General features: G+C 70.1%; 25 protein-coding genes and 1 tRNA gene. 11 read left to right on the top strand and 15 right to left on the bottom strand.

Features of this window, described 5'->3' with window-relative positions:
- Positions 1-90: 90 nt before the first annotated feature.
- Complete coding sequence (gene metG, locus Q0Z83_RS46985; protein WP_317790059.1) at positions 91-1,896, bottom strand: methionine--tRNA ligase; 1,806 nt, start codon at positions 1,894-1,896, stop codon at positions 91-93.
- Positions 1,897-2,016: 120 nt separating this feature from the next.
- On the opposite strand from metG, the gene Q0Z83_RS46980 reads away from it, so the two are divergent.
- A complete protein-coding gene (locus Q0Z83_RS46980; RefSeq protein WP_317790058.1) occupies positions 2,017-2,976 on the top strand; it encodes a hypothetical protein in 960 nt (319 codons plus the stop codon).
- A 60-nt stretch (positions 2,977-3,036) separates the two neighbouring features.
- Here the strand turns inward: Q0Z83_RS46980 and rsmI are convergent, their stop codons facing one another.
- The gene (rsmI, locus tag Q0Z83_RS46975) at positions 3,037-3,894 is read right to left on the bottom strand and encodes a 16S rRNA (cytidine(1402)-2'-O)-methyltransferase (RefSeq protein ID WP_317790057.1); all 858 of its coding nucleotides are present in this window, start codon (positions 3,892-3,894) and stop codon (positions 3,037-3,039) included.
- Between the two features lie 75 nt (positions 3,895-3,969).
- On the opposite strand from rsmI, the gene Q0Z83_RS46970 reads away from it, so the two are divergent.
- Positions 3,970-5,553, top strand: a complete 1,584-nt coding sequence (locus tag Q0Z83_RS46970) for a dolichyl-phosphate-mannose--protein mannosyltransferase (protein ID WP_317790055.1) — start codon at positions 3,970-3,972, stop codon at positions 5,551-5,553.
- A 441-nt stretch (positions 5,554-5,994) separates the two neighbouring features.
- Complete coding sequence (locus tag Q0Z83_RS46965; protein ID WP_378079178.1) at positions 5,995-8,877, top strand: bifunctional polysaccharide deacetylase/glycosyltransferase family 2 protein; 2,883 nt, start codon at positions 5,995-5,997, stop codon at positions 8,875-8,877.
- On the opposite strand, the gene Q0Z83_RS46960 is transcribed toward Q0Z83_RS46965, so the two are convergent.
- Complete coding sequence (locus Q0Z83_RS46960; protein WP_317790054.1) at positions 8,806-10,050, bottom strand: GAF domain-containing sensor histidine kinase; 1,245 nt, start codon at positions 10,048-10,050, stop codon at positions 8,806-8,808. The two genes, Q0Z83_RS46965 and Q0Z83_RS46960, sit on opposite strands and share 72 nt — an antisense overlap.
- A 116-nt stretch (positions 10,051-10,166) precedes the next feature.
- Between Q0Z83_RS46960 and Q0Z83_RS46955 the strand changes: the two genes are divergently transcribed.
- Positions 10,167-10,670: a DUF2199 domain-containing protein gene (locus Q0Z83_RS46955; RefSeq protein WP_317790053.1), complete on the top strand. Its 504-nt coding sequence runs from the start codon at positions 10,167-10,169 to the stop codon at positions 10,668-10,670.
- A gap of 9 nt (positions 10,671-10,679) precedes the next feature.
- On the top strand, positions 10,680-11,135 hold the full coding sequence (locus Q0Z83_RS46950) for a GNAT family N-acetyltransferase (RefSeq protein WP_317790052.1): 456 nt from the start codon (positions 10,680-10,682) through the stop codon (positions 11,133-11,135).
- Here Q0Z83_RS46950 and Q0Z83_RS46945 read toward each other — a convergent pair.
- The 10 genes from Q0Z83_RS46945 to Q0Z83_RS46900 all read right to left on the bottom strand — a co-directional run bounded on the left by Q0Z83_RS46945 (position 11,132) and on the right by Q0Z83_RS46900 (position 19,888).
- Positions 11,132-11,341 carry a helix-turn-helix domain-containing protein gene (locus tag Q0Z83_RS46945; protein ID WP_317790051.1) on the bottom strand — a complete coding sequence of 70 codons (210 nt, stop codon included), beginning with the start codon at positions 11,339-11,341 and terminating at the stop codon, positions 11,132-11,134. The two genes, Q0Z83_RS46950 and Q0Z83_RS46945, sit on opposite strands and share 4 nt — an antisense overlap.
- 35 nt (positions 11,342-11,376) lie before the next feature.
- On the bottom strand, positions 11,377-11,820 hold the full coding sequence (locus Q0Z83_RS46940) for a hypothetical protein (protein ID WP_317790050.1): 444 nt from the start codon (positions 11,818-11,820) through the stop codon (positions 11,377-11,379).
- Between the two features lie 98 nt (positions 11,821-11,918).
- Positions 11,919-12,755, bottom strand: coding sequence for a hypothetical protein (locus Q0Z83_RS46935; protein ID WP_317790049.1), 837 nt, complete (start codon positions 12,753-12,755; stop codon positions 11,919-11,921).
- The gene (locus tag Q0Z83_RS46930; RefSeq protein WP_317790048.1) at positions 12,733-13,779 is read right to left on the bottom strand and encodes a type IV toxin-antitoxin system AbiEi family antitoxin; all 1,047 of its coding nucleotides are present in this window, start codon (positions 13,777-13,779) and stop codon (positions 12,733-12,735) included. The genes Q0Z83_RS46935 and Q0Z83_RS46930 overlap by 23 nt, the downstream gene beginning before the upstream one ends.
- A gap of 101 nt (positions 13,780-13,880) precedes the next feature.
- Positions 13,881-13,954 (bottom strand) — tRNA-Ala (locus Q0Z83_RS46925).
- A 199-nt stretch (positions 13,955-14,153) separates the two neighbouring features.
- Positions 14,154-14,912 (bottom strand): divisome protein SepX/GlpR, encoded by a 759-nt coding sequence (sepX, locus tag Q0Z83_RS46920; RefSeq protein WP_378079180.1) that lies wholly within the window; start codon positions 14,910-14,912, stop codon positions 14,154-14,156.
- A gap of 118 nt (positions 14,913-15,030) precedes the next feature.
- Positions 15,031-15,669 (bottom strand): GNAT family N-acetyltransferase, encoded by a 639-nt coding sequence (locus Q0Z83_RS46915; RefSeq protein WP_317790046.1) that lies wholly within the window; start codon positions 15,667-15,669, stop codon positions 15,031-15,033.
- Positions 15,670-16,983: a molybdopterin molybdotransferase MoeA gene (locus Q0Z83_RS46910; RefSeq protein WP_317790045.1), complete on the bottom strand. Its 1,314-nt coding sequence runs from the start codon at positions 16,981-16,983 to the stop codon at positions 15,670-15,672.
- Complete coding sequence (locus Q0Z83_RS46905; protein WP_317790044.1) at positions 16,980-17,870, bottom strand: UTP--glucose-1-phosphate uridylyltransferase; 891 nt, start codon at positions 17,868-17,870, stop codon at positions 16,980-16,982. Before Q0Z83_RS46905 ends, Q0Z83_RS46910 begins: the two co-directional genes overlap by 4 nt.
- A 41-nt stretch (positions 17,871-17,911) precedes the next feature.
- The gene (locus Q0Z83_RS46900; RefSeq protein WP_317790043.1) at positions 17,912-19,888 is read right to left on the bottom strand and encodes a diguanylate cyclase; all 1,977 of its coding nucleotides are present in this window, start codon (positions 19,886-19,888) and stop codon (positions 17,912-17,914) included.
- Between the two features lie 81 nt (positions 19,889-19,969).
- On the opposite strand from Q0Z83_RS46900, the gene Q0Z83_RS46895 reads away from it, so the two are divergent.
- The 3 genes from Q0Z83_RS46895 to Q0Z83_RS46885 all read left to right on the top strand — a co-directional run bounded on the left by Q0Z83_RS46895 (position 19,970) and on the right by Q0Z83_RS46885 (position 22,381).
- Complete coding sequence (locus Q0Z83_RS46895) at positions 19,970-20,701, top strand: 5-formyltetrahydrofolate cyclo-ligase (RefSeq protein WP_317790042.1); 732 nt, start codon at positions 19,970-19,972, stop codon at positions 20,699-20,701.
- 312 nt (positions 20,702-21,013) lie between these two features.
- Positions 21,014-21,367 (top strand): FmdB family zinc ribbon protein, encoded by a 354-nt coding sequence (locus Q0Z83_RS46890; RefSeq protein ID WP_317790041.1) that lies wholly within the window; start codon positions 21,014-21,016, stop codon positions 21,365-21,367.
- Between the two features lie 504 nt (positions 21,368-21,871).
- Positions 21,872-22,381 carry a hypothetical protein gene (locus Q0Z83_RS46885; protein WP_317790040.1) on the top strand — a complete coding sequence of 170 codons (510 nt, stop codon included), beginning with the start codon at positions 21,872-21,874 and terminating at the stop codon, positions 22,379-22,381.
- Between the two features lie 267 nt (positions 22,382-22,648).
- Here the strand turns inward: Q0Z83_RS46885 and Q0Z83_RS46880 are convergent, their stop codons facing one another.
- A complete protein-coding gene (locus Q0Z83_RS46880; RefSeq protein ID WP_317790038.1) occupies positions 22,649-22,828 on the bottom strand; it encodes a hypothetical protein in 180 nt (59 codons plus the stop codon).
- 64 nt (positions 22,829-22,892) lie between these two features.
- Between Q0Z83_RS46880 and Q0Z83_RS46875 the strand changes: the two genes are divergently transcribed.
- Positions 22,893-23,219, top strand: coding sequence for a translation initiation factor 2 (locus Q0Z83_RS46875; protein ID WP_317790037.1), 327 nt, complete (start codon positions 22,893-22,895; stop codon positions 23,217-23,219).
- Between the two features lie 220 nt (positions 23,220-23,439).
- Here Q0Z83_RS46875 and Q0Z83_RS46870 read toward each other — a convergent pair whose 3' ends face one another.
- Positions 23,440-23,919, bottom strand: a complete 480-nt coding sequence (locus tag Q0Z83_RS46870) for a DUF2231 domain-containing protein (RefSeq protein ID WP_317790036.1) — start codon at positions 23,917-23,919, stop codon at positions 23,440-23,442.
- A gap of 187 nt (positions 23,920-24,106) precedes the next feature.
- Between Q0Z83_RS46870 and Q0Z83_RS46865 the strand changes: the two genes are divergently transcribed.
- The gene (locus Q0Z83_RS46865) at positions 24,107-24,541 is read left to right on the top strand and encodes a Fur family transcriptional regulator (protein ID WP_317790035.1); all 435 of its coding nucleotides are present in this window, start codon (positions 24,107-24,109) and stop codon (positions 24,539-24,541) included.
- Between the two features lie 280 nt (positions 24,542-24,821).
- A complete protein-coding gene (locus tag Q0Z83_RS46860) occupies positions 24,822-25,676 on the top strand; it encodes an oxygenase MpaB family protein (RefSeq protein WP_317790034.1) in 855 nt (284 codons plus the stop codon).
- Positions 25,677-25,754: the final 78 nt, after the last annotated feature.

Below are 25,754 nucleotides of genomic sequence, written 5' to 3'. Positions count from 1 at the left end.
GACACGTATCGATGAAACGCCCCCGTTCCCCCGTGGCACCGATGAACCTACCGTTCGGTACCACGAGGGATCAACGCATTTGAGAGTGCCTCAGGACTCCTCGCCGCCGAGGCGGGCCAGCTCCTCGTCCACAACGGACGGATCGAGCTTCCGGAAGACCGGTTTCGGCGCGGCCAGCGGAGTACCTGCGGTCAGCGGCACCGACTCCCAGCGGGCGCCGACGGTGTAGTCGCCGGTCAGGATCGGGTACGCCGGGCCGCCGTCGAGATCGTCGACCTCCTCGATCCGCGGCATCGGTGCGTGCACGCCCTCGCCGCCGAGCAGCTCGAACACCTTCTGCGCGGAGTGCGGCAGGAACGGGGTCAGCAACGTGTTGGCGTCACTGACCACCTGCAGCGCCACATGCAGGATGGTGGCCTGACGCGGCTTGTCCTCTTCGGACTTCAGCTTCCACGGGGCCTGCTCGGACAGATACTTGTTGGCCTCGGCGACCACCCGCATCGCCTCGCCGATCGCCGCTTTCTGCCGGTGCTTGCCGATCAGCTCGCCGACCGTGGCGAAACCGGCCTGGGCGACCGCCAGCACCGCGCGATCCTCCTCGGTCAGCTCGCCGGCCGCCGGAATCTCACCGAAGTTCTTCGCGGCCATCGAGACCGACCGGTTGACCAGGTTGCCCCAGCCGGCGACCAGCTCGTCGTTGTTACGGCGGACGAACTCGGCCCAGGTGAAGTCGGTGTCGTTGGACTCGGGGCCGGCCGCCGCGATGAAGTAGCGCAGGGCGTCGGCGTCGTAGCGCTCCAGGAAGTCACGCACGTAGATGACCACCCGACGCGACGAGGAGAACTTCTTGCCCTCCATCGTCAGGTACTCACTCGACACGACCTCGGTGGGCAGGTTCAGCCGGCCCAGGTCACCCGGGACACCGGCCTTGTCGCCCTCGCCGGAGTAGCCGAGCAGCAGGGCCGGCCAGATCACCGAGTGGAAGACGATGTTGTCCTTGCCCATGAAGTAGTAACCGAGCGCGTCCTTGCCCTGCGCGTCGGCCGACCACCACTGCCGCCACGCCTCCGGGTCACCGGTGCGCCGGGCCCACTCGACGGACGCCGACAGGTAGCCGATGACCGCGTCGAACCAGACGTAGATGCGCTTGTCGTTGCGGTCACGCCAGCCGTCGAGCGGGATCGGGACGCCCCACTCCAGGTCACGGGTGATGGCCCGGGGCTGGAGGTCGTCGAGCAGGTTGCGGGAGAACTTCAGGACGTTGGGCCGCCAATTCTCCCGGCGGTCCAGCCAGCCGCCGATCGCCTCGGCGAACGCCGGCAGGTCCAGGAAGAAGTGCTCGGTCTCGACGAACTGCGGGGTCTCGCCGTTGATCCGGGAACGCGGGTTGACCAGCTGCTCCGGATCGAGCTGGTTACCGCAGTTGTCGCACTGGTCGCCGCGGGCACCGTCGTAGCCGCAGATCGGGCAGGTGCCCTCGATGTAGCGGTCGGGCAGGGTGCGGCCGGTGGACGGGGAGATCGCACCCAACGTGGTTCGGGCGACGATGTAGCCGTTGCGGTGCAGACCCTCGAACAGCTCCTGGACGATCGCGTAGTGGTTGCGCGTGGTCGTCCGGGTGAACAGGTCGTAGGAGAGGCCCAGCCCGTGCAGGTCCTCCACGATCACCCGGTTGTAACGGTCGGCGAGCTGCCGCGGGGTCACCCCGTCGGCGTCGGCCTGCACCTGGATCGGGGTGCCGTGCTCGTCGGTGCCGGACACCATGAGCACGTCGTGGCCGGCCATCCGCATGTACCGGCTGAAAACGTCGGAGGGCACCCCGAAACCGGAAACATGACCGATGTGGCGCGGGCCGTTGGCGTAGGGCCAGGCAACCGCGGCGAGAACGTGACTCATGACGTACAAGCGTAGTGACCGTCCACGGCGACGCGCGAACGGATAGCCGTCATGCCGATTTGTCCCGACACGCCCGATCAGTGACGTGCTCGGCGCAGAGCCACGGCGTTAGATGGACAGGTGACCGGAAACCAGCCACAACCAGCGGAAACACCCCACGATGAGGGCAATCCCTGGGCGCTGCCCGAGAACGAGTGGTGGCACGACACGGCAGTCCCACCGGAGCCGCCGGCCGCCGGGCCACCCGTCACCGCCCGGGCCCGCGACCTCACCGACCACCTGATCGATCGGCCCGTCGAGCAGCCGGCCGCCACCACCGGCGAGCTGATGATCATCGCGCCGGCCGCCCGACCGCCGTCGGAAGCGCCGTCCGCCCGGCCACTGTCGGAAACGCCGTCCGCCCGGCCACTGTCGGAAACGCCGTCCGCCCGGCCACTGTCGGAAACGCCGTCCGCAGCGGAAGGAAGGGCGGCCGAGGTGCTGGCCGCCCCCGAGGTCGAGGAGCGGCTGGCCAACTCGCCGTTCTGGATGAGCGAGGAGGAACGCGACGCCGCCGACCCCGAACCGGCCGCCCGGCACCGCCCGATGCCCGCCGACCGGCCGCTGGCCCCGCTGCTCTACCTGATCCTGCTGAGCCTGGTCGCGGCGTTCTTCGGCTGGGTCAGCGCGGAGCCGTTCTGGCTGGCCGTCGGGCACGGCGACCGGGGGTACGCGACCACCACCCGATGCCACGGGAGCGGGCTGACCCAGCGGTGTATCGGACAGTTCGCCGCCGATGGCTTCTCGGTCACTACGGTGACGCTGCTCGGGGTGGACGGGGACGGACGGCAGCCGGGGGCGGTCACCCCGGCCCGGATGGTCAGCCCGGGCAGTGATCAGGCGTACACCGCATCGGACGGGTCGCTCATGCACCTGCGGTGGGGGCTCGGGTTCCTGCTCGTGCTGGTGTGCGGGTACGGCATCGCGGAGACCACCGGGGCGCGGCGCCTGCCGTCGCGGCCGGCCCGGCGCGGGGCGACGATCGCCAGCTTCCTCGGGCCGATCCTCATGCTGGGCGGGTTCCTGGTGGCGGCCTATTGAGCGGCACCGGGAGCACGCCGACGCCTCTCGCGTGAAACCGGCACGCGTAGCCGTACCAGATCAGCGGTTTTCGTGGACCAACGCGTAGACCTCGCGTTTACGCAGACCGTGAGCGTCGGCGACCTGCTGGATGGCGTCGCGGCGCGAAGCGCCCGCAGCCTCGCGCTCGGCGACCTCGGCCCGCAGCTGGTCGTCGTCCGGCGCGACCGCCGGCCCGGCCGGCGCGCCCGCCACCACCAGGGTGATCTCGCCGCGCGGCTGATCGGCGGCGGCGCCGGCGGCCAGCGCGCCGAGCGTGTCCCGGCGGATCTCCTCGTAGGTCTTGGTCAGCTCGCGGCAGATCGCGGCCGGCCGGTCCGCGCCGAAGATCGCCGCCAGGTCCTCGCAGGCGCCGACGATCCGGTGCGGCGCCTCGAAGAAGACCAGCGTGCGCGGCTCGGCGGCCAGCTCCCGCAGCCGGGCGCGCCGGCCGGAGCCGGACCGCGGCAGGAAACCCTCGAAGACGAACCGGTCGCTGGGCAGGCCGGACAGGGCCAGCGCGGTGGTCACCGCGCTCGGGCCGGGCGCCGCGGTGACCGGGAAACCGGCGTCGAGCGCGGCACGGACCAGCCGGTAGCCGGGATCGGAGACGCTCGGCATGCCACCGTCGGTCACCACGGCGACGACGGCGCCGGATCGCAGGGCTTCGACCAATTCGGGGGTACGCCGTTCCTCGTTGCCTTCGAAGTAGGAGACGACCCGCCCGCCGATCGTGACGCCGAGGTCCCGGGCCAGCCGCGCGAGCCGTCTGGTGTCCTCCGCCGCGACGACGTCCGCCGAGGTCAGGACCTCCCGCAGGCGGGTCGAGGCGTCGCCGGTGTTACCCAGCGGGGCGCCCGCGAGCACGACCCGTCCGCCGGCTTCTTCTCCATGAGGCATCCGAAAAGTCCATCACATGACAGGACGCGCCGACGGCGGGCCTACGTTCTCAGCGCGGGGGCCTACGATCGCGGGGTGACGACGGCGGCGACAGCTGAGACAGAACTCACCACCGCGGACTCCCCCGCCGAGACGGAGTCGTCCCCGGGCGTGCGAGCCATCCCAGAGATCGTCCGGCGGCGCCTGTCGACGCTGGACCGGAGCTTCAACCCGTACTCGTGGCTGGTCACCGTGATCATCACGGTGATCGCCGGGATCCTGCGATTCGCCGGGGTGGACAAGCCCAAGGGTTACATCTTCGACGAGGTGTATTACCCGACCGACGCGTGGGACATGCTCCAGCACGGCTTCGAGTGGGACGAGAAGGTCAACGGCGCGGCGTATGTGGTGCATCCACCGCTGGGCAAGTGGCTGATCGCCCTGGGCGAGATCCCGTTCGGCAACACCGAGATGGGCTGGCGGTTCTCCACCGCGGTGGCCGGCACGCTGATGGTGCTGATCTTCATCCGGGTCGCCTACCGGCTGTTCCACTCGATCGTGCTGGCCGGGATCGCCGGTCTGCTGATGGCGCTCGACGGTTTCCAGATGGTGCTGTCGCGGACCTCGCTGCTGGACATCTTCATCGGGCTGTTCATCCTGATGACCTTCGCCGCCCTGGTGCTCGACCGGGACCACTACCGGCGCAGCTGGCAGCGGGCCCTGGAGAACGGCTACGACCCGTCGGCGACACCGCACATCCCCCGGTTCATCCCGTGGTGGCTGCTGGTCTCCGGGATCACCTTCGGCATGGCGTGCAGTGTGAAGTGGAGCGCGCTGTTCTTCGCCCCGTTCTTCGCCGGTCTGGTGCTCGTCTGGCGGGCGCAGGCGCGGCGCTCGGCCGGGGTGCGCGGGCCGATCATCGCCGGGATCCTCGGTGACCTCGGCTGGCTGGCGCTCACCTTCCTGCTCACCATCGGGGTCTACCTGGCCAGCTGGACCGGCTGGTTCGTGACCGACAACGGCTACTTCCGGCACTACCGGGCCGACAACGGGTGGAGCGAGCCGCCGATCATCGGCGCTCTGCAGAACCTGATGCACTACCACGAGGAAGCGTTCAAGTTCCACACCGGACTGACGCAGAAGCACACCTACCAGTCGTGGCCGTGGCAGTGGCTGCTGCTGGGCCGCCCGGTGGCGTTCTACTGGAGCTCGGCCGGCGGCTGTGGTGCGCCGAGCTGCGCGGCCGAGATCCTGCTGGTCGGTACGCCGATCCTGTGGTGGTCGTTCCTGCCGGCGCTGGGCGTGATGGCCTGGTTCGGCGTGGCCCGGCGCGACTGGCGGGCCTACGCGATCATGACCGGCGTGGTGGCCGGGCTGGTGCCGTGGTTCTACTTCGCGGTCAAGGACGGCCGGACGATGTTCTCGTTCTACGCCATGCCGGCGCTGCCGTTCCTGATCCTGGCGGTGGTCTACGTCCTCGGGGCGATCATGACGCCGACCAGCGGGATGACCTCGGGGGCGGCGCGGACCGACCGGCAACTGGTCGGCACGGTCGTGGTGAGCACCTACGTGATCCTGGTGGCGCTCTGTTTCGCCTACTTCCACCCGATCTTCGTGGGCACGATCATGCCCTACGACGACTGGTCGGTGCGGATGTGGCTGGGCGGCCGCTGGATCTAGCAGGCCCGCCGACCCGAGGCGCCTGAAACAAAGGGCGCGCCCCGATCGCCTGCCACGGGGGAAGCGGGCGATTGGGGCGCGCAAGAGAAGCTTAACGAGCGGAGATGTCCCGCACAACGGGTGGTCACGCGAGATTGTCCGGTCGGTCCCATCATTCCACCGCTTCGGACATAAGCCACTTAACCTGCAAATAGGTTAAATCGTTTTGCGAGAAATGCTCGAAAAATCAGTCAGGAATACGACAGTAAATAGCCGGGTACGGCGGCGTAACCTATTTTGCCCGCGCCCGGCACCACTGCTCAGCGGAATGGCCGCCGTCGGACGACGCACCTGCCCCCACCGGGCCAAAGACCATTCGTCCCATTTCACATAATCGGTCGGCTGTCCCCCTTGTGAGTGATTCGTGCCAAGATCGCAATAAATGTTCATAGGCTTCGCCGGGTGACATCGCAGGAGCCCAAGAACACGCACGACACCGACATCGCCGCGGCCGAGACGGAAGTGATCACCGTCCCGGAGCCCGCGCCGGTGTTCGTGGACTCCACCGGCCGGCGCAGCCGTCTTCTCCGGCGGGTCGCACTGGCCTTCGGTGTCCTCCTCGTCGCCTACGGCGGACTGGTCGCCATCAGCCTCGCCGGCGGGCCGGTGAGCTCGAGCGCCGTACTGCCGCTACCCGGACTCGACGACGAGGACGAGGACGACGACGAGCCGCAGGCCCGGCCCACTCCGGCCCCCGCACCGACCCCGTCGGTCTCCCCGGCCCGCCGGGTCGTCGAGTCGGGTGTCCGGGACGGCGCCGAGCAACGCCGGCCCGTCGCCTCCACCTCGGTCAAGGCCTCCGCCAGCGCGTCCCGGTCGGCCACGCCCAAACCGACACCGTCCGCCAGTTCCGGCAGCCCGACCCCCCCGGCCGCTCGAATCCACGACGGCGACCCAGCCGTCCACTCCCGACCCGAACCCGACCACGAGCGGGCCGGCCACGCCCGGCGTGCCGCCCAACAAGCCGGTGCCGTGAGCGCCCGCCCGTCCCGCGGCCGCATCCTCCCGCCGCCCCGGGTACTTCTCGGCGCGATGCTCGCCGGTTTCTTCGTGGCCGTGCTGGTCGTACAGGCCTACATCAACGCCGAGTTCACCGGTGACCACATCCAGGACGAGGTGGGCGACCAGGCCGGCGTACCGTCCGCGATCCTGCGCGGCGGCCCGATCATCAACACCACGGGCGGCCAGCAGAGCACCACCCGGCTGCCCGAGCGGACCATCGCACTCACCTTCGACGACGGCCCCGATCCGGAGTGGACCCCGAAGGTCCTCGACGTGCTGCGCCGGCACGACGCACACGCCACCTTCTTCGTGGTCGGCTCCCAGGTGGCCCGCAACCCCGAGCTCACCAAGCGGGTGGTCGACGACGGCAACGAACTCGGCCTGCACACCTTCACGCATCCCAACATGCAGCGGCTCGCACCGTGGCGACGGGAACTCGAGCTGTCCCAGACCCAGATGGCCATCGCCCGGGCCACCGGAGTGCGTACCAACCTGGCCCGGTTCCCCTACTCGTCGAAGAACGCGGCGATCGACGAGGTGAACTGGAAGCTGATCAAGGAGGCCGGCGCTCTCGGCTACCTGGTCGTGGTCAACGACACCGACAGCAACGACTGGCAGCGGCCCGGACCCGACAAGATCGTCGCCGACGCCACTCCACCGGCCGACCAGTCCGCGGTCATCCTGTTCCACGACGCCGGCGGCGACCGCTCGCAGACGATCGCGGCCCTCGACCGGTTCATCCCACAGATGAAGGCCCGCGGCTACCGGTTCACCACCGTCACCGAGGGCCTCAACCTGGGTATCTCCGCGCAGACCGGCGCGCAGGCCCTCACCCCGCTGCCACTGAACCCGCAAGCACCGGACGGTGACGCGTGGCGGGGCCTGGCCGTGCTGTGGACCGTGGGCCTCGCCGACGGCATGGTCGCCGTGATCGCCCTGCTCTTCGTGGTGGTCGGGGTGCTCACCATCGGGCGTACCCTGCTGCTCCTGCTGCTCGCCGGCCGGCACGCCCGGCAGCGCCGCAGACCCGACTGGCAGTGGGGTCCACCGGTCACCGAACCGGTGTCGGTCATCGTCCCGGCCTACAACGAGAAGGAGGGCATCGAGGCCGCGGTCCGGTCCCTGGCCGGCGGCGACCACCCGGAGATCGAGGTGGTCGTGGTCGACGACGGATCCACCGACGGCACCGCCGACCTGGTCGACCGGATGAACCTGCCGAACGTGCGGGTGGTCCGGGTACCCAACGGCGGCAAACCGAACGCCCTCAACACGGGCGTGGCGATGGCCCGGCACGACCTGATCGTCATGGTCGACGGCGACACCGTCTTCGAACCCGAGTCGCTGCGGCTGCTGGTCCAGCCGTTCGCCGACCCCACGGTGGGAGCGGTCGCCGGCAACGTCAAGGTCGGCAACCGGGAGACCACCGTCGCCCTCTGGCAGCACATCGAGTACGTGATCGGCTTCAACCTGGATCGCCGCCTCTACGAGGTGATGAACTGCATGCCGACCGTGCCCGGCGCGATCGGCGCGTTCCGGCGCGAGGCGCTCGCCGAAGTCGGCGGGGTCAGCGACGAGACCCTGGCCGAGGACACCGACGTCACCATGGCGATGTGCCGGGCCGGCTGGCGGGTCGTCTACCAGGAGAACGCCCGCGCCTGGACCGAGGCGCCGACCACCATGGAGCAGCTGTACCGGCAGCGGTACCGGTGGAGCTACGGGACCATGCAGGCGATGTGGAAGCACCGCAAGGCGCTGTCCGACTCCGGGCCGTCCGGCCGGTTCGGGCGGGTCGGGCTGCCGTTCCTCGCCCTCTTCGGGCTGGCGCTGCCGATGCTCGCCCCGGTCGTCGACATCATGCTCGTGTACGGCCTGGTCTTCTGGGAACTCAAGGAGACCGCGGTCGCCTGGCTCGGCATGCTGGCCCTGCAGTTGTTCACCGCGGCGGTCGCGTTCCGGATGGACCGGGAATCGTTCAAGCCGCTGCTCACACTTCCGTTGCAGCAGTTCGCGTACCGGCAGCTGATGTATCTCGTGCTGCTCCAGTCGGCGACCACCGCGCTGACCGGCGGGCGGCTGCGCTGGCACAAGCTCAACCGGGCCGGGCTGACCCGACCGCCGGCGGCGACCCCGGTCCGGGTGCCGGCCCAGAAGAGACCCGCAAGCCCGTCCCCGGTCGAACTGCAGCCGATCGGGGACGGGCGGGCGTTCGATTCAGGCGATCGCCAGATCCCGGATCAGCTCGGCCGGGTCCATCGACGCGTACGGGAACACGACGTGCAATGACGTGCCGTCGCCCGGACGGTCGGACAGGGCGACGGTGGCGTGGTGGGCGTCCAGGATCCGCTTCGCGACGGCCAGTCCGCGGTCCGGGCCGGGCACGTCCGCCGGATTGGCGATCGCGCCGTAGTACAGGTGCGGGAACAGGTCGGGCCGCATCCCGTCGGGTAGGTCCATGTCGTCCAGCCGTACCGTCGGGCCGGACTCCATCTCCGTGCCCACCCGGACCCGGCCGCCCTCCGGTGTGTACTTCACCGCGGCGAAGAGCAGGTGCGTCAGCACCTGTTCGAGGCGCACCGGATCGGCGATGATCGGCAGCGACGGGCCGCCCGCCTGGTTGAGGATCCAGATGTGCTTGCTGGCCGCGATCGGCCGGACCGCCTCGACCGCCCGCTGGGTGACCCGGGTCAGGTCGCACTGCCGCATGTGCAGGCTCTCCCCGCCGAGCCCGGCATCGGCCATCGTGGTCAGGTGGTCGATCAGTTCCCGGAAGCCCCGGCAGTGCGCCGCCGTCGCCCGGGCGACCAGGTCACCCATCTCGGCGTCGTGGTAGCCGGTGTCACCGAGACGTTCCAGGTAGGCCGACATCAGCCGCAGCGACGACCGCAACTCCCCGCCGACCAGCCCGGCCAGGTCGTCCTTGCGGCGCTCCAGCTCCTGCAGCCGGGCCGTGGTGTTGGCCAGCGCGAACGCGTACCGCCGCAGCTCCAGCTGGGCGGTGACCTGGCGAGCCAGAGCACGTAGGGCCTGCTGCTGCTCCACGTCCAGCCGACGTGGCTCGGTGTCCATCACGCAGAGCGTGCCGAGCGCGAACCCGTCGGTGGTGAGCAGCGGCGCGCCGGCGTAGAACCGGATCCCGCCCTCGGCGGTCACGATCGGATTGTCGGCGAACCGTTCGTCCTCGCGGGCGTCCGGCACCAGCATCAGGTCGCGTTCGAGGATCGCGTGGGCGCAGAAGGAGACGTCCCGCGAGGTCTCCGCAACCTCGGTGCCGGTCTGTGCTTTGGCCCACTGCCGGTCCGCGTCGACCAGGCTGACCGCTGACATCGGCGCCGCGCAGACACCTGCGGCGAGCGCCACGATGTCGTCGAAGTCCTTCTCCGGGGGGCTGTCGAGTATGTCGAGTGAGTAGAGCGCGGCCAGCCGCTCGATCTCGTTGTCGGGCAGTGGTGCTTTCATGGGGCGTCACCTCCGAGACTTGCTTCAGAGGTACCACCCAAAAGTAGCAATTTTCGCGTTTCTCCCGGAACTGGCGGTGCCCGCAGGCTCCTGACGAGCGGATATGCTTCGCGGCCATGAGCACCGAGCAGTTCGCCTGCGGCACGTGCGGGGCCTCACACGACGGGCCTCCGCTCAGTTTCGCCGCCCCGGCGCCGGACTACTGGCAGCCGGAGATGGCCGGACAGGAGGGCTGCCTGCTGGACGCCGACATCTGCGTCATCTCCGGCGAACAGTTCTTCGTCCGCGGCCTGATCGAACTGCCCGTGTGGGACACCGGTGACATCTTCACGTACAGCATGTGGGTGTCCCTGAGCCGGCCCAGCTTCACCCGCGCCGTCGACGTGTGGGAGCAGCCCGGCCGCGAAACGGAGCCGCCCTACTTCGGCTGGCTTTCCAACATCATCGCGGGGTACGAGCCATCGACGCTCAACCTGCGGACGAACGTGCACACCCGAGCCGTGGGACAGCTGCCGTACATCGAGCTCGAACCCACCGGGCACCCGCTCGCCGTCGAACAATTGGCCGGCGTCACCCGGGCCCGAGTGGAGGAGATCGCCTCGTTCCACCTGCACCGCTAACCTGCTCGAATGGAACTGCGGACGATCGATCCCCGCAACTACGAGGCGGCCCTGGAGATCTCGGTCCGGCCCGACCAGGCCGACCTCGTCGCACCCGTCGTGAAATCGCTGGCCGAGGCGTACGTCTTCGGCGAGCAGGCCTGGCCGCGCCTCATCTACGACGGCGACGAACTGGTCGGTTTCGTGATGGCCTTCCTCGACATCCCGTGGACCACCCCGGACGACCCCGACCGGCGCTCCGGCCTGTGGCGCCTCAACATCGCCGCCGGACACCAGGGCAGCGGTTACGGTTCCTTCGCCGTCGAGGCGGTCTGCGCCGAGATCCGGGCCCGGGGCGGCACACAGGCGTACGTCACCTATCACGAGCGCGAGGGCGGCCCGGCGCCGTTCTACGCCCGCCTCGGCTTCCGCCCCACCGGCGAGATAGCCGACGGCGAGACCGTCGCGGTCCGCGACCTCGGTTAGCCCCGCGCCACCGCGGCTTCGCTGGCGAGCGTCAGCTTCCCGCCATCGCCCTGTTCGATGATGCCGACCGCCTCAGGCACGGCGTCCCCCAGCAGCCAGCGGAGGCTGACCCGGGCCGCAGCGGCGACCTCGGCCTGGGTCCGGCCCTGATCCTGTCTGGCCTGACGGACGGCCAGACCCAGATCGCGCGCGTTGGCGATTATCATCGCGCCCCCACCGTGTGCATGAACGTGCACACGCGTCATTTCTTCCGGCGGACGGCGTAGGCGACGGCTCCGTTCGCGTCGTCGACCGCGGTCACCTCGACCGAATGCCCCTCGGCGTCTGCGGGAATCTCCAGATCAAGCGCCCCGAACCCACCGGCCGGCGCACAGGCCCGCAGATCCTGCTCCACCAGCGCCGCACCGATCCGAAACCCCACCCGCAGAACGCCGTTACCGGAGCAGGACACGATGAGCCGGTACCCGCCGGCTTTCCACTCGGACTTCGGATCCTCACGACGCAGCGGATTCTCCGGATCGAGCAACTGCGCGTCGGCGACGATGTTCTGAACGGCCGCGGTAGCCGCGGTCTCCTCCGGAGACAACACGACAGGCGATCCGGTGGGCACGCCCATCTGCTCCCCGGACGGCCCACAGCCGGTCAATCCCAAAACCATCACGAGGAGTACGGCACTCAAGCGCACGATCGCCAGCGTAGGACCCGCCACACCGCCGCCAGCCGTTGTTCAGTTTTCCGCGCCGTTCAGAAAAACTGAACAGGCCTGAAAACCGAACATCGTGATCAACCGACCCCCAAGCCACGCGCCATCGCATAGAGCAGGGTCGCGCGTCGACGCGGGTCGTCCGACCAGCCGGAAGCGTTCGTGACGTTCATGTGCCGAATCAGGATCTCGCCAGGCACCCCCGGCCAGCGACCGGCTATCTCGGACACACGTGTGGCGCCGACGATGCCCGCAATCTCCTCACCGAGCATCCGAACCGCCGCGGCCGTACTGTCCAGATCCTCCGCAACGAGCAGATCCTGGCCGCGCTCTGTCTCATAGACGTAGGTCTCGACAGCGGGTGCCGTCGAGTACCAGTACATGACGGTGGCGATATCGGAAGCGTCCTTGTACTCGCCGTATGCGCTGCGATCCAGCCACGCGACGAGTTTCAAGGCGGCATACCCGGCCGCGCTGGGAATCCGGATGGTCCCCGCGGACGGCAACTCCAACGGGTGAGCGACCGCGAAGACCTCGCTGAAGCCCCACACACTGATCGGTTCCCGGCGAGTCGCGGGCACGACCGTCCCCGGCGGATTCTCCACCGGCCCGAACGGCATCAGGTCGGCGACCGTCTGCGCGACCTGAAAGCGGATCCCGGTGTTTCCGGCCGGCCGGAGATTCCCGACCAGTTCGTCGTACGCGGCCCAGTTCGCCATCGCGAGCCCGAGGTCGATATCGGACGTGGCACGTAGCGGGAACTCGTGGCCGAACGCACTCTGCAGAATGTCCCGGCAGTGCGCCCCGACCAGTAGGACCTCGCTCGGGCGCAGCCGCGCGGACTTCGCCAGGAGCTCGGTCATCACCCCGTCGACCAGGTGAAGCAGCGACGGATCAGCTCGGCCCAGATCCAGCATGATCGTCCCTCCACGTTCTTGCCACCTGCACCAGACGGGCATCTCCGGCGGCCATCAGGTCGGCATAGACCAGGGGCCACGGCGCATTCCCCGCTTTCGCCGCCGACAGCTCCTCGGTCGAACGTGGCGACGTCCAGAACTTGCGGCGCACGAAGATGTTGTCAACACGATCCGGGTTCCTGGTCCAACGATTGGCTATGGCCAGTTTCGGGTCCCACGAATCCACGTAGACGGTCAGCGTCGCCGGGCGCACGATGTCCACACCTTCGGCCGCCTCACCGCTGAGGTATGCGGCCTGCTCACGTACGAACGGGCGGCTGGGGTCGCCGGAGAATCGTGCGACCTGAAGGTGCGGGCCGAGGCCGGTCGGATAGGCCGCGGTCCAGAGATCGAGCAGCTCGCCGAATCGGGCCGGGCTCACAGCGGACCCCGCCAGGTAGCCGGCTTCGCCGAGCCGGGTCAGCACATCATGAGTCTGCCCAAGTGAGGTCCCGGCGGCCGCCGCGATGTCCCGCTGCCGTTGACCGGCCAGGTCCGGCCAGGCGAGCAGCGCCAGGATGACCTGAGCCCGGACTCGGCTGAAGAGATTCGACGGACGCGAGACAGCCAGATCCGAACGGCTCGGGCTCTGTTCATCCGCAGACGCGGCGCGGCCCCGCACATCGATGAGCACACCGTCGAACGTGATGTACGCGTTACCCAGAGCATCCAGGAACTGCACGTTCGCCTCGCGGAAGGCCTCAGCACTGCGACGACTGATGCGGTCACCGACGACCAGGAGCGGCCGGTCGCCGGATGGCATGCCCTGAGCCAACGAGGTCAATGTCATCGAGCGAGCGATCCCAACCACATACGTGCTGGTGGCGCCACCCCTCGACAGCTCGATCACAGCGTTCGCACGACCGTCCGGATCGATGCTGGAGGATGTAATCGCGAGACTGATGCCGAACTGGCGCAGATGCTCCCGGGCGGGCTCCAGAAGCCGCTCCACCTCGCCGGACGTCACGGGTGTTCGGCTTTTCACGCTGTTCAGTCTATTTGAACACCACCAAGAACTGAACAGCCTCCGGTTTACGGCCGAAAACAAAAACGCCCAGACCGAAGTCCAGGCGTTTCAATGTTGGGTGGAGCTGTGGGGATTTGAACCCCAGACCCCCTCGATGCGAACGAGGTGCGCTACCAGACTGCGCCACAGCCCCTTGGTCTTCCGGTGACCGCGTCACCTTGGAACCGTTGAAAGGCTAACAGGTCATCTCGCCCCTTCGCGAACCACCCCTCCCAACAACGTCCGGGAGGGCAACAGCCCGGATGGTGCCCTGGTGGCCGGGACTGTCGCCTGCGTCGCCCCGGGAGCTACGGGACGGCCGGAACATGGCGGGTGCGGGCTGGCCGTACCCCCTAAGAGGCGTTGTGCCGACGCCCGCCGGCCTCGTAAGGACGACCGCGCAGACCGCCTCGCCGCCGATAGGAGACCGAGCCGCCGTTGGCCGCAGCCGGCAGGGGCAGGTCGGAGGGCTCCCGGTCGAGGCCCATCGCCGCGCGCCGGACCGCTTCGCGTTGGGCGGCCAGGCGGCGCTGGGCCTCGCGGCGGGCGGCGGCGCGGCGGGCCTGTTCGCGGCGGACCTCGGCCTGGCGGGCGGCGAGCCAGGCCGATTCGCGGGCCTGGATCCGACGGCGGCGGCGGTCGGCGATGGCACGGTTGCGCAGGTGTACGAGGTACAGCCCGAGCAGACTGCCGGTGACCGCGAAGCTGATCCAGAAGCCGGGCCCGACCGCTACCACGCCGACCAGCTCGATGGCGTTGAGCAGGACGAGCGCGGCGAAGACACGGCGGCGCCGGACCACCGCGGGGGCGCCCCGGCGCGGCGGGGTGCGGCGGGTCGGGCGCCTGCCGGTGACCAGGCGGAGGCGGCGCTCCGGTGGCGTCACCGGATCACTCGTTGGGGCGGGGACCGTAACCGTGACCTGGCGGGCGGGGTTGATCGGTCGGCGTCCGGGCACGGTTCGGAGACGGCGGCGGCGCTGTAGCACCCGCGCCGTCGAGGACGCCCGTTCCGCGGCGAGCCGCTCGGTGGCGTCGTACCGGCGTACCAGCGCCGGGGCGAGAGCGAGCAGGCCCGCCGCGGCGAGGACGGCGAGGAGCACCGAGGTCGGCACCGTCACCGCTCCGATCCGCCACGACGAATGACACGTGGAATGACACGACGAATGCGAGGTTACGGGCGGTAGCCGTGATATTTCGCGCGCCGCGCCGGTAGCGTTGCGACGTTACCGATCATGAACTGGTGCGGATGCGGCGCCAGCGCGCCAGCAGGCCTCCCTCGCCGGCGACCTCTTCGCTGGTCATCGCGTAGCCGAGGTGGTCGCGCCAACCGCCGTCGATGTGCATGTAGCGCTGGTGGTACGCCTCCTCGCGGAAACCCAGCTTCTCGACGACCCGGCGGCTCGGCCCGTTCTCCGGCCGGATGTTGACCTCTATCCGGTGCAGCCCGCCCGGCCCGAAGGCGTGGTCGACGGCGAGCGCCAGCGCGGTCGGGATCACCCCCCGGCCGGCGACCCGGTGGTCGACCCAGTAGCCGGCGTACGCCGACGCGAACGCCCGCCGCACGATGTTGCCCAGGTTGACGTGCCCGACGAGGCGTTCCCGGCCGTTCTCGACGAGGCAGACGGCGAACGGCATGCTGTCGCCGTTGCGGGCGGCCCGTTTCATGTCGCGGTAGACGTAGCCGTAGGTGCGTGGCGAGTTCATCTCGGCCCACGGGCCGGGCGGCGCCGACTCCCACGGGGCCAGCCAGGCCTGGTTGGCGATCCGCACCTCGGACCAGGCCCGGGCGTCTCCGCGTTTGTACGGCCGGAGCAGCACCGCCCCGTCCGACAGCACAGCGGGCCAGCCGGGTGTGGTGGCCCCGAGCATCTATCGCCTCCGGTCGAGCAGCAGAACGTCGACGGTCGAGCCGGCGGCCGCTGTGGTGACCCGTTCGCCGAGCACCAGCAGGCCGTTCGCCTCGGCCAAACCGGACAGAGTGTACGGCCCACCGGCGAGCGGCTGCACCGTGTAACCACCACCCCGGCGTTCTGCCACGTAGGCGGGCCGGAACTCGCGCAGACCGCCCGGCGACGACACCGTCTCCAGCAGGTGTGCCTTGATCCCGGGCCGGAAGACCGGTTCCGCCCCGGCGAGCAACTGGATCACCGGCCGGGCCAGCACCTCGAACCCGATGAGCGCGGCGCCGGGCTCGCCGGGCAGGCACACCACGGGGACCTCCTCGCCGCCGACCGTGCCGAAGCCGAGCGCGGTGCCGGGGCAGAGGGCCACGTCGGTGAACTCGACGGTGCCGCGGCCGGAGCCGGGCCGGGACAGCACCCGGCGCAGCATGTCGCCGGGTCCGGTGCCGGTGCCACCGGTGGTGATGATCAGGTCGGCGCGCAGCGTCTGGTCTTCCAGCAGGCCACGCAGCCCTTCCGGGTCGTCGTCACAGATGCCGATCCGGTACGCCAGCGCGCCCGCCTCCACCGCGGCCGCCGTGAGGGCGTGCGAGTTGGCGTCGACGACCTGGCCGGGCTGGCTGGGTCGGCCCACGTCGACGAGCTCGTCGCCGGTGGCCACGACCACCACCCGTGGGCTGGGCCGGACCATCACGTGCCCGATCCCGGCGGCGGCGAACAGGGCCACGGTCGGCGGGGTGACGTAGGAGCCGGCGGCGGCGAGGAGCTGCCCGACGGCGACCTCCTCACCGGCCCGCCGAACCCCGGAGCCGCGTTTCGGGGCGTGCAGGATCTCCACCGCGGCCATGCCCTGATCGGTCCAGTGGACCGGGACGACGACGTCGGCGCCGATCGGCAGCGGCGCCCCGGCCGCCACCGAGAAGCAGGTGCCGGGGGTGAGCCGGACCGGCCGCCAGTGTGCCGCCCCCATGTCGCCGACCACGTTCAGCCGGACCGTGCGGGCGGTGTTCTCGAACTGCCCGAACGACGGGTGCGACCCGATGCGCCCGGCGCCGGCCAGGTCTTCCCATCGGGCCGCGTACCCGTCGATCGCGGCCTGGTCGAACGCCGGGTACGCGTGTGGGGCGACCACGTCGGCCGCCAACACGTTCCCGTGCGCCTGGGTGAGGTCGAGGTCGAGCGGAGGCAGCGCCCGGAGCCTGCGCAGCACGCTGCCCAGGTACTCGGCGAGAGGCATCAGCTCGTTGGAAGCGGCCGCCTCGCGATCGGCCGTGGCGGTCATCCCTTCCGGCCGCCGACGAATTCGGTGAGCCAGGCCCGGAACTCCTCGCCCAGGTCAGGTCGCTGCACCGCGAGCTGGACGACGGCCTGGAGATAGCCGAGCGGCATACCGGTGTCGTAGCGGTGGCCGCGGTAGACGATGCCGTGCACCGGCACACCGTCGGCGAGCATCGTCGCCATAGCGTCGGTGAGCTGGATCTCGCCGCCGTTGCCGGGCTTGGTGTCGGCGATGACGTCGAAGATCGTGCCGGGCAGCACGTAGCGGCCGAGCACCGCCAGGTTGCTCGGCGCCTCCTCCGGGGCCGGTTTCTCGACCAGGCCGGTCACCTCGACGACATCCGGGTCGTCGGTGGTCTTGACGGAGGCGATGCCGTAGCGGGCGGTCTCGTGCGGGGCGACCTCCATGAACGCGAGGACGATGCCGCCGGTCTTCTCCTGCAGGTCCAGCATCGCCGGGAGCAGCGGCTTGTCCTCTTCGACGAATTCGTCGCCGAGCAGGACCGCGAAGGGGTTGTCGCCGACGTGCGAGGCGGCGGTACCGACGGCGTGGCCCAGGCCGAGCGCCTCACCCTGACGAACCGTGTAGATGTCGGCGAGTTCGCTCGAACGGCGTACCGCGGCGAGCCGCTGGTGGTCGCCCTTCTCCTCCAGCCGCGCCTCGACGTCGGGGCGCCTGTCGAAGTGGTCGACCATGGCGGTCTTGCCCCGCCCGGTCACCAGGAGGACGTCGGTGATGCCGGCCGCCGCCGCCTCCTCGACGATGTACTGCAGGACCGGCCGGTCCACCACGGGCAGCAGTTCCTTGGGCACGGCCTTGGTGGCCGGCAGGAAGCGGGTTGCGAGACCCGCGGCCGGGATCACCGCCTTGACGGCGCGCTTCGTCGTCATACAGTCACTTCACCTTCGCTGGTTCCGGACATGCCGCGAGACTATCGGCCACGGCCATGTCGCGGCGGCTGCGGCCCACCAGTGATGGCGGTCGCGGCATCCAGATGCCCCTCCGGGAGGGCTGGGGAAACCCGTTCCGCGAGCCGGTACGTGTCCCGGCCGGCGTTCTTCGCCGCGTACAGCGCCTCATCGGCCGCATCCAGCACGTCCTGCGCGGTCGCACCGTGCTCCGGGAAGACCGCGATACCGATCGACACGCTGATCGGTATCCGGTCGGCGAGGCCGGGACGGCGCGGGTCGACCGGCACCGGCCAGTCCCGCACCGCGGCGCCCAGCCGCTCGGCGACTATCACCCCGCCGTACGCGTCGGTCTCCGGCAGCAGCACCACGAACTCCTCCCCGCCCTGACGGAACGCCACGTCGACCTCGCGGAGCCCGATCCGGATCCGCCGCGCGAATTCGCCCAGCACCTGATCACCGGCCGGGTGGCCGTACGTGTCGTTCACCTCCTTGAAGTGGTCCAGGTCGAGGACCAGGACGGTGAGCATCCGGCCGAACCGGCTCGCCCGCTCCACCTCGCGGCGCAGCACCTCGCGCAGATAACGGTAGTTCCAGAGTCCGGTCAGCGGATCAGTCAAAGAGAGACGTTGTGCCTCCTCGTGGACCCGGACGTTGTGCACGGCCACCCCGGCCTGACCGGCGAAGGTGCGCAGCGTACGCAGATCGGCGTCCTCGAAGGCCGGACCACCCAGCCGGTCGTAGAGCGCCAGCACACCCAGTACCGTCGGCTCCGGCCCGCTCTCCTCGTCCGGTGGCGCGCAGATCGGAACGGCGAGATACGAGTCACAGGCGGGCTCGTCCGAAACGCACCCGGAGGTGCCCCGCGACGGCGTCCCGGTCGCGGCGACCCGCCCCAGCACCCCACGACCCGGTGTCAGACGCCGCTGGGTCAGCTCGGCCGGCGACAGGTCCCACGCCCCGGTCAGCCCGGCGCCGCAACGGGCCGCCAGCCGCCCGTCGCCCGGGTCGGTGAGCAGGATCAGCCCGGCCCGCGCGGCGGTGGCGGTCATCGCGGTCCGCAGGATCACCGGCAGGATCCGGTCCAGGTCGTGGGTGCTGGACAGGGTGTCGCCGAGAATCGCGAGATGCCGGCGCAGCTGGTCCCGGCTCGCGGTCAGCGCCTGCACGTAGGACTGGAGCTCCCGGGTCATCCGGTTGAACGTCCCGGCGAGCCGGCCCAGTTCGTCCGGCCGCGGGATCGGCACGCGGGTGTCCAGGTCGCCGTTCGCCACCCGGTCGGCGGCCCAGGCCAGATCACCGAGCGGGCGAGTCGTGGATCGGGCCAGCCAGCGGGCGGCGATCACCGCGACGACCGCGGTGGCCAGCACGATCAGCAGCAGGATCAGGTAGCGGGCGGTGGGTCCGGCGGCCGGGACGGTCAGGGTCAAGGTCAACGGCCGGCCCGGTTCGGCGGACAGGTTCCGGTCGGCGGTCCCGGCGGCCGCGGCCGCGCTCTCGCCCAGCCGCACGGCTACGCCGGCGGACGCTCCGAGTCGGTCCAGCATGGCGGCGTCGACCCGCTGGGCGGCGGTCACGGTGATCTCTCGGGTGTACGCGGCCGCGGTCATCGCCGTGGCCTCCTCACGTCCGGCATCGGGGCCGGCGCAATCCCGATGGCCGGTCGCCGCCGGGTCGCCGGTCATCGCGGAACGCGCCAGACTCGACTGTTCGGTTTCGGTCATCCAGATCTCGGTGGCCAACCCTCGGGCGACCAGCTGGTCGGCGACCGCCTGACGGTCTCCGGCCGGAACCACGGCGACCGCATCCGCCGAAGCCTGCAACTGGCGGCAGATGGCGCCGATCGCCACACTGACTGTTGTCGCAGCGTGGTCGAGGCGTTCGGTGGTCCGCTCCCGGCTCACGGCGTTGGCGGTCAACGCGACGAAGACGGACCCGAGCAGGACCGGACCGAGCACGACCACCAGGAAAGCGCTGGTCAGCCGGCCACGTAGTGTCACACATCCTCCCGGGAGTGGCCCTCTTTGGAGCGATGCTGACATAGTGTGCACCGTTTGCCGGTTTTCAAAAGGGGGTGTTGCATGTCGGATTTAACCCCTGATGCGGAAAAATCACATCAAATCAAGATCGCGCTCCGCGCACGGCTGCTCACGGTGCGTCGATCACTTCCGGTCACCGCGCTCGACGCCGCGGCCGCCAAAATTCAAGGTCAAATTCTTGCGCTGGTACGCCGTACCGGCGCCCGTTCCATCGCCGCCTACGTCCCGATCGGACCCGAACCGGGCGGCACCGACCTGCCGGACCGCCTCCTGGCCGCCCTGCCTCGAGACGGCCGCCTGCTACTCCCGGTCCTGCTCCCGGACAACGACCTGACCTGGGCCGAACTGACCGCCCCCACCTCGCCCCCCGCCGCGCAGTCGTCCCCCACCAGCACCGCCGATTCCCCGACACCCACTCCGGGCCCGCCCACCTCGGCTCCCGCCCCTTCGATCCCCGGCTCTTCGCTTCTCGTGGCAGGGCCGCGCGGGCTGCGTGAACCCGGCGGGCCACGACTCGGGGTCGAGGCGGTCCGCTCGGTGGACCTGCTCCTGGTACCGGCACTCGCCGTCGGACCCGACGGAACCCGGATGGGCCGCGGCGGCGGATCCTACGACCGGGTGCTGGCCCGCCTACCGGATCTCGGCCCCTTGACCGTGGCGCTCCTGCACGACGGCGAGGACGTGCCCTTCGTCCCCGCCGAACCCCACGACCGCCGGGTCCATGCGGTGATCACCCCCACCGGCGGCTTCTCCCGCCGCCCGCACGCCTCTTGAGGGGTCGCCCTATCTCGTCGGGAGCCGGTTCCGGCTTTCAAGGGCTGCTGCCGGCCTCGCCGTCACCACCGCCTTCGCAGCCACCACCGCCTTCGCAGCCACTGCCGCCTTCGCAGCCACTGCCGCCTTTTCGAGGGGGCACCCGCGGCCGCTTCGACGGTTCGTGGATGTGCCGGTCGCGCCTCGCTGTGATATCACCCACCGGCCGGTTCTCCCTCAGGCCGAGCGCCGAGTGGACGAATTGACCTCCGATGCCGCAACATTGGCACTCGGAGTTGGCGAGTGCCAGCAGCCGATTGATCCGGAGGAGCCGTGCCTACCTACCAGTACGCCTGCACCGAGTGCGGTGAGCAGCTTGAAGCAGTGCAGTCCTTCTCCGACCCGGCGCTCACCGAGTGCCCGAACTGCCAGGGCAAGCTCCGCAAGGTGTTCAACTCGGTCGGCATCGTCTTCAAGGGTTCGGGCTTCTACCGCAACGACTCCCGGTCGGGCAGCGTGAGCTCCGAGAAGTCGGCCACCGGCTCCGGCGACTCGACCACCAAGAAGGCCGACACGGCGGCGTCGTCGTCGACCGCTTCGACAAGCACCTCGTCGAGCTCGTCCACGAGCAGCAGCACGACTGCGTCGTCGGGCGGCAGCGGTTCGAAGGCCGCCGCGACCCCCTGATCCCCACCACTGAAGCATCACTCGCGCGCCGAGCCCCTCCCCGGGCTCGGCGCGCATTCGTTTCCCCGTCCCGGGCTCGGCGCACATTCGTTTTCCCTGCCCGGGCCACGGCGGCCGAGCGGACCCCATACCTCTGCCGCCGTCATCGGATCGCCGCCGCCTTGTGCAACCGGCTCCGGCGGCTCGATCTGGCCGACTACTTCGATACGGGCGACACCGAACTCGCCGCCGCCCTCCGACCCGGCGCCCAAGGCCTGTCCTGGTGGCAGAGTCGGCTAGCAGGTTCGGCTCGGCGGCGACGCGTTTCCACAGTGCCGGGTTGTCCACAGCGTCTCCGCGCCGGAGACCGCCGGCCGCCTAACGTCGGTGACAGCCGTCGGCGGGCGCCTCTGACAAGCCGTTCCGCAACGAAGCCGATCGGCCGTCTCCCCCGACGGTGCGAGGTGTCCGCCGACGGCCGATCAGGGCTGATCCGGGTCTGATCAGGCGACGATTGGAGGTTCGATGCCCCGCGAGCGACAGGCGCCGGCTGATGAGCGTCTCGATCCGGTGCGATGGCATCGGCCAGGCCGGGGCACGCTGCTGCGCCTGCTCTCGGTCACCGTGTTGTTGCTCACAGCGGCGGCGGTTCTCTGGGTCAAGCCGACCGGCTGTGTCCCGGTCGAGGCCGGGCCGCAGACTTCCGAACCGTCCGGCCGCGCTTCCTCATCACCCGGCCCGCCGACGGCCACCGCCGCCAGACCGATTCCGTCGGGAAGCGTCGGCGTGCCGGTGCGCCTGGCCGACCCGACAGCGCTGACCGTGGTCCGACCCGGCAACCGGGTGGACCTACTCCGGATCGAGAGCGACCGTGACCGCACCACCGCCGTCGCGAGCGCGGCCCTGGTCCTGGACGTGACCGGAGCCGACGACCCGGTCACCGGCGGACTCCTCCTGGCCCTCGATCCGGCCGAGGCCAGGCAGGCGATCTCCAGTGCAGGCCGAGGCTTCGCCATAGTGATCCGCCCAGGCTGACCACCGAAAACCGACTCAGCTCGACCCACAGACAGGCCGACTCAGGAAAGCCGATCAGGCGCACCCTCAGAAAGGCCGCCCAGGCGCTCCTTCAGAAGTCCGCTCAGGCTTACTACCGGAATTGACCGCTCAGGCGCACCCTCAAAAGGCCGCTCAGTATTGCTCCCGGGAAGACCGCGAAGGCTCACTCGCGGGAAGACCGCGGACGCTCACTCGCGGGAAAGGTGGTGATGGGACCGACCAGGACTACGTGTCGGTGGACGGCGATCAGTCCCAGTGCGGCGGACGGTCCTCCAGCAGGCGGTCGTCGTTGGAGTAGGACCGCTCACCCCAGCCCCGCTCGGTGTCGTCACGGGTCTGTTCGGGCAGTACCGGCGCCTCTTCGGACTCGAAATCGACCTCGCGCTCGGCGTCGTTGTCACGCTCAGGGTCGTCCAGGATGTCCACGACTAAGAGGGTAAGCCGACAGCGGCGCGGCCGTCGTCCCCCTCCGGTTGTACCGTCGGTGAACGTGAGCTCCCCCACCAGCGTCCCGGACGACGACGCGTACTGGCAGCGCCCCGACCCGGCCGCCGAGCCGCTCGGGCGGCCTGAGCCTGCGCCACCGGTCCGGCCCGTCGAATATCAGGGACCGCCGCGCGCCGATCCACCCCCGGCCGACTGGCGCCCGCCGACGATCGCCCATCCCCCGTCGCCGAGGCAGATGCCACCGCAGAACTTCGAGGCCATCGACGACGCGGAGGGTTCGGCGCGGACTGTCACGTACGGCATCGGCTTGGTCGCGGGGGCCATCGCCCTCATCATCGTCTGCCTGCTCTGCGCCCGCCTGGTCTTCTGAAAGGCAGGCCGCCACCAGCCGATGCGGCCGGGGCCGGCCCGGCGCGGCCCGGGCCGGCGCGGGTCGGGCCGGCGCGGGTCGGGCCGGCGCGGGTCGGGCCGGCGCGGGGCCGGCCGATGCGGCCCGGGTCAGCCGTCGGACGGTGACCGCGTGACCTGGCGGGCAGGTCAGCGCGGTCACGGTCCGGCAGGCGGCGACGCCGGGCAACGAGCGGCGAGGATCAGTAGGTTCCCCACACGGCGGTCGCGCCCGAGTCACCGGTCTGGTAGAGGTACCAGACGGTCACGCCACCCAGAATCAGCAGGACCACCGCGAAGCCCAGGTCGGCGAGCTTCGGCAGGGCCGCCGACTTGCGGCTGGTGAGGACGACCAGGATCAGGCTGAGCACGCCGAGGGCGAGGGCCAGCCAGAACGTGGTCGTGCCGTTCGACATGTGCCCGTCGAGGATCTCCTTGCCCTTGTCGGAAACACGCTGCTCGCTGAGCAGGCGGTTGTAGAACTCGGTTCCGGAGAGCTTGGTGATCAGGGCGGCGACCGGCGCGACGACCGCCAGCAGCGCCACCGCCCAGCCGATTCGGGGGCGCAGGGACGCGGCGAACCCGTAGACGATCGCGCCGAGGGCCAGCAGGGGCACGAAGATGACGGCGGCATGGAGCACGAGAACGTGTACCGGCAAACCGTTGACCTGGTCTAACACCATTCCTCCTAGTTCCCGGCGGTGCTCCGGGCGGGTGATCCGGGGTGAGGGCCAGCTTAGAAGTTATCTGACTGCGCAAACATCCCCTTACCGCCAAGTCGTGATCGAAACGCGTCCCAGACAGCCGCCGAATGCCGGACGGTAAGGAGCCCGGGTTGGTGATTCGGTTCCGCCGTGTTGTCATGGACGGATGTCGACCGGTGAAGAACTCCTGCGTGAGCACGGATTGCGGGTCACCCGTCCCCGTCTCGCGGTGCTCGAGGTTCTGACCGGCGGCGGGCACCTGGAGGTGGACGAGATCGCCCAGCGGGTGCGGGGTCGTCTCGACTCGGTGTCGACCCAGGCGGTCTATGACGTGCTCGGCGCGCTGTCCCGCGCCGGGTTGGCACGGCGCATCGAGCCGGCCGGCAGTCCGGCGCGCTACGAGGCCCGGGCCGGCGACAACCACCATCACATCGTCTGCCGTGGCTGCGGGGCGATCGCCGACGTCGACTGCGCGGTGGGCGAGCGTCCCTGCCTGATGCCGGCCGATGTGCACGGCTTCGAGTTGGACGAGGCGGAGATCACCTTCTGGGGCCTGTGCTCCTCCTGCCGGTCTCGCCGGAACGCTGACATCGCCTCCTGACCAGCGGCCCCGGCTGCGAACCGACGGACATCCCCGCCCCTTACCGACCCGGCGATCCCGCTCCAGGCCGATAGACGATCCCGCCCCTTACCGACCCGGCGATCCCGCTCCAGGCCGATAGACGATCCCGCCTCTTGTCGGACCCCGGCTCCACGGCCAACCGACTGGCGACCCCGCCCCTTACCGATCAGGGGCATCCCGAACCGGCCGGCGACCCCTTCTCCGGGCTATTCAAGATCAAGTAGTGCTTCGTGTCGAAGGCGCGTGGCACGCTGGATGCATGTCGGGAGACGTCGGCCTGTTCGGACCGGACTCGGTCACCTGGAAACTCCATCGCGAGCCGATCCTGATGCTGGGCGGTCTGCGCTCGCTCTACCTGCAGGCGCTGCACCCGCGGGCGGTGGCCGGCGTGGCACAGAACTCCGGCTATCGGGCCGATCCCTGGGGCCGGTTGGTCCGCACGTCCGACTACGTCGGCACGGTCATCTTCGGCACCACCGACCAGGTCGACAAGGCCGCGAGCCGGTTACGGCGGTTGCATGCCGGCATGACGGCGACCGATCCGCGTACGGGTGAGCGGTTCCGGATCGACGAACCCGACCTGCTGCGCTGGGTCCATGTGGCCGAGGTCGAGTCGTTCCTGACGACCGCGGTCCGGGCCGGGGTGCGGCTGACCCCCGGCGAGGTGGACCGCTACTACACCGAGCAACTGCGTTCGGCCGAGCTGGTCGGCTTGGACCCGGCGACGGTGCCGTCGACGGCGGCCGAGGTGGCGGCCTATTTCGAGGCGGTACGCCCAGAGCTCGCACTCACCCGGGACGGTGCGGAGGCGGCCCTGTTCCTGACCGTGCCACCGGTGCCGGAGCACTGGGGCGGTCTCCCGCTGCGCCTGGGACTCACGCTGGGCCCAGCCCGATGGGCCTACTTCGGCGTCGCCGGCACGGCGATCGGTCTGCTGCCGTCCTGGGCCCGCAAGATCTACGGCGGTCTCGGTTGGCCGACCACCGACCTGGCTGCCGCTCTCTCGGTCCGCGGCCTTCGCGCTGTGATCCGGGGTGTCCAGTCAGCCTTGCCCGAGCAGTACCGGGTGGCCCCGCTGCACCGAGCCGCCCTGGATCGAGCCGGCCACCCCTGACCGAGCCCACCAAAGCCGAAACGAGCGCAAAAACCACAAAAGGCCAGCCCACAAAGGGCGGCGCCGCGAAGGGCGGCG

It is taken from the genome of Actinoplanes sichuanensis (assembly GCF_033097365.1).
Taxonomy (GTDB): Bacteria; Actinomycetota; Actinomycetes; order Mycobacteriales; family Micromonosporaceae; genus Actinoplanes; species Actinoplanes sichuanensis.
The sequence above is the reverse complement of the archived record's forward strand: the minus strand, read 5'-3'. Positions and strand labels throughout refer to the sequence as shown.